Raw genomic sequence first — 3,000 nt, 5'->3', positions numbered from 1 at the left:
AGGTTTGTCAGGCAATATGTTGAAGAATCAACGTCTACCCCGCCCTGAAGGACGGGGTTTGCTGCGCTTCTGAATTAGAGAAAATGGTCGACGCCCTTAGGCATCGATCTCCGCATTCATCGAATTGGCCACGATCCACTTTCGACGATCCTCGACCTTGTCACCCATGAGCGTCGAGAACAGCTCGTCCGCCGCAGCGGCGTCTTTAACACCGACCCTCAGAAGAGTTCGGTTCTCGGGATCGAGCGTCGTCTCCCAAAGCTGCTCGTTGTTCATCTCCCCAAGACCCTTGTAGCGCTGGATCTCAGCGCCCGCACGGCCGAGCGACTGCGCGAGTTCGTAGAGATCCGCAGGACCAGAGACATCATGCGATTTGCCAGAGGACGTGGTCAGCACGGCCTTCAGTCCGTAAACCGCGCCGAGATCCGCCGCCCGGCACTGCAAGGCGCGTGCAGCGGGAGTTTCGACAGATGCCGAGGTCACGATCTTGACATCCGTCACCCCGCGTTGCGTTCGCGAGATTTCGATGCCGTTCGAAACGGCCCGGCCCGACCAGCGAATCTTCTCGGTGCGATCATTCAGGATAGTCGCGATGTAGCCCGCGATGTCGCCGCGAATGGCGTCATCGGAGAAAATGCCGGGAACCAGATAACCGCCCAGCGCCATGGCGCACGCGATATCGGAATCGCCGATCTCGGAGGACAGTTCCACCAGATTCTCGGTGTCGGCCTTGGACGACAGCACCAGATTCACCAATTCGTCGCCGCCGATCTGCATTCCATCCCCCCTCATGAGGGACGAATCATGCATGGAACGCGAAATCAGGTGCTCGTCCAGCTCCTTCTGATCCAGAAGGTACCTCGACTTCTTCCCATGTTGGACCTTAAAGAGCGGCGGCTGAGCGATGTAGACGTAGCCGCGCTCGACCAGCTGAGGCATAAAACGATAAAACAGGGTCAGCAAAAGCGTGCGGATATGCTCGCCGTCAACATCAGCATCCGTCATGATAACAATCTTGTGGTAGCGCACCTTGTCCGGATCGAAATCGTCACGGCCAATGCCGCAGCCTAGCGCGGTCACTAACGTGCCGATCTGCTCCGACTTCATAATTCTGTCCAGACGGACGCGCTCGACGTTGAGCACTTTGCCACGAAGCGGAAGGATGGCCTGAGTCCGCTTGTCACGACCCTGCTTGGCCGTACCACCCGCCGAGTCACCCTCAACGATGAAGATTTCCGCCTCTTCCGGGCTGCGGACCTGACAGTCAGCCAGCTTGCCAGGAAGGGACGCCATGTCCATCGTACTCTTGCGGCGGGTGAGTTCGCGGGCCTTGCGGGCGGCCTCGCGCGCCACGGCGGCATCGGCGGCCTTGTCGATGATCTTCTTCGCCTCGGCCGGGTTTTCATCGAACCAGGTCTTAAGGACATCGCCGACGACCTGCTGAACGGCGCCAGACACCTCGCTGGAAACAAGCTTTTCCTTGGTCTGACTTGAGAACTTGGGATCGGGAACCTTAACGGAGACAACGGCGGTCAGGCCCTCGCGCATGTCGTCGGCGGTCAAGGAGATCTTCTTCTGCTTGGTCGTGAAGTTCGCTTCAGCATAAGCCTGGACCGCACGGGTAAGGGCCATTTTGAAGCCAGCGACATGCGTACCGTAATCCTTTTGAGGGATGTTGTTCGTGAATGCGAGGAAGTTCTCGGCGTAGCTGTCGTTCCACTGAAGCGCGACGTCGACGCCGATGGTCGCCTTCCGGTCACCTTGGTTCACCTCGCGCTCGCCGCGACAGATGATCGGACGGGAAAGAAGGGACGTTCTCGCCTTGTCCGTATAAGCCACGAAAGCGGCGGTACCGCCCTCATAAAAAAGAACCAAAGGCTCCGTGCCGGGGGTGCGCTTGTCGTGGAAGACGATCCGCGTCCCGGAATTAAGGAACGCCAGTTCACGAAGACGACGCTCAACGATCTTGGCATCGAATTCGACGCTGTCGAACGTCTTTTCCGACGGCGTGAAGGTGACCTCCGTGCCCGTCTTACGCTTGCCTTGCGCGATCATTCGAAGCTCCTCAGCCACGGCTCCGTGTTCAAAAGCGATGAAATGCTCTTTGCCGTCACGCCAGACAATGACCTCGAGACGATTGGAGAGAGCGTTGACGACAGAAACACCAACGCCGTGGAGACCGCCGGAGACCTTGTAGGAGTTCTGGTCAAATTTTCCGCCGGCATGCAGTTCGGTCATCACAACCTCGACCGTTGGTCGACCTTCCGTCGGATGGATCGAGACGGGAATGCCGCGACCGTTGTCCGAAACCGTCACGGAACCGTCTGGGTTGAGCAAGACGGAGATTTGGTCCGCATAACCCGCAAGCGCCTCGTCGATGCCGTTGTCGACGACTTCCCAGATCATGTGATGGAGTCCGGAACCGTCGCTCGTGTCGCCGATGTACATCCCCGGGCGCTTGCGGACGGCATCGAGTCCCTTTAGGACCTTAATCTGATCCGCACCGTATTCTTCGGGGAGCGATGTCGGTGCTGTCTGATTCATGGAAATACCTCTGTTGTGTTCGATGGGTCGCCATGAGAGGCGCACCCGTAAACCGATTTTGCGGACGATGAATTCTTTTACAAGCCTGCCTCGAAGGATTCAATGGATCAATTGAAATGATCGACGGAGAAGGGATTCGTCATTCGCCGGAAGTGACGCTCGATGACATGGTCGACAATCACCGAACGGTCGATATCGACGAACTCACTGTGCGCTGAAAACCTCGCCCTTTAGGGCGGGGAGGACGTTAAGCCTAAGACAGCGTCCTGTTCTTGTTGAACAGCTCAAGCGTCTCGCATGCCTCTGAAGGTCTTCATGTTCCGCAATCAGCAACCGATTGCGCCTGATGGCGCTTGCAGTCCCAGCGGACGGGAAGACACACACTGCCGGGAAAGTGTGTGTTCCAGCACGTCAAGGCTGTTCGCCGCCATCCAGTCAGGGCGCCCTCCTATCTCA

Annotated in this window: 1 protein-coding gene; it reads right to left on the bottom strand. The window is 57.9% G+C overall.

Going from position 1 to position 3,000, the window contains the following annotated elements; genetic code table 11:
* Positions 1–96: 96 nt before the first annotated feature.
* Positions 97–2,544 (bottom strand): DNA topoisomerase (ATP-hydrolyzing) subunit B, encoded by a 2,448-nt coding sequence (gene gyrB, locus E1297_RS03255; protein ID WP_155133825.1) that lies wholly within the window; start codon positions 2,542–2,544, stop codon positions 97–99.
* Between the last annotated feature and the right edge of the window lie 456 nt (positions 2,545–3,000).

The organism is Roseibium sp. RKSG952, assembly GCF_009711355.1.
The sequence above is the reverse complement of the archived record's forward strand: the minus strand, read 5'-3'. Positions and strand labels throughout refer to the sequence as shown.

What these genes read in the sequence shown, in the direction of transcription:
- gyrB (WP_155133825.1), bottom strand. Translation starts at nt 2,544, where the DNA reads ATGAATCAGACAGCACCGACATCGCTCCCCGAAGAATACGGTGCGGAT.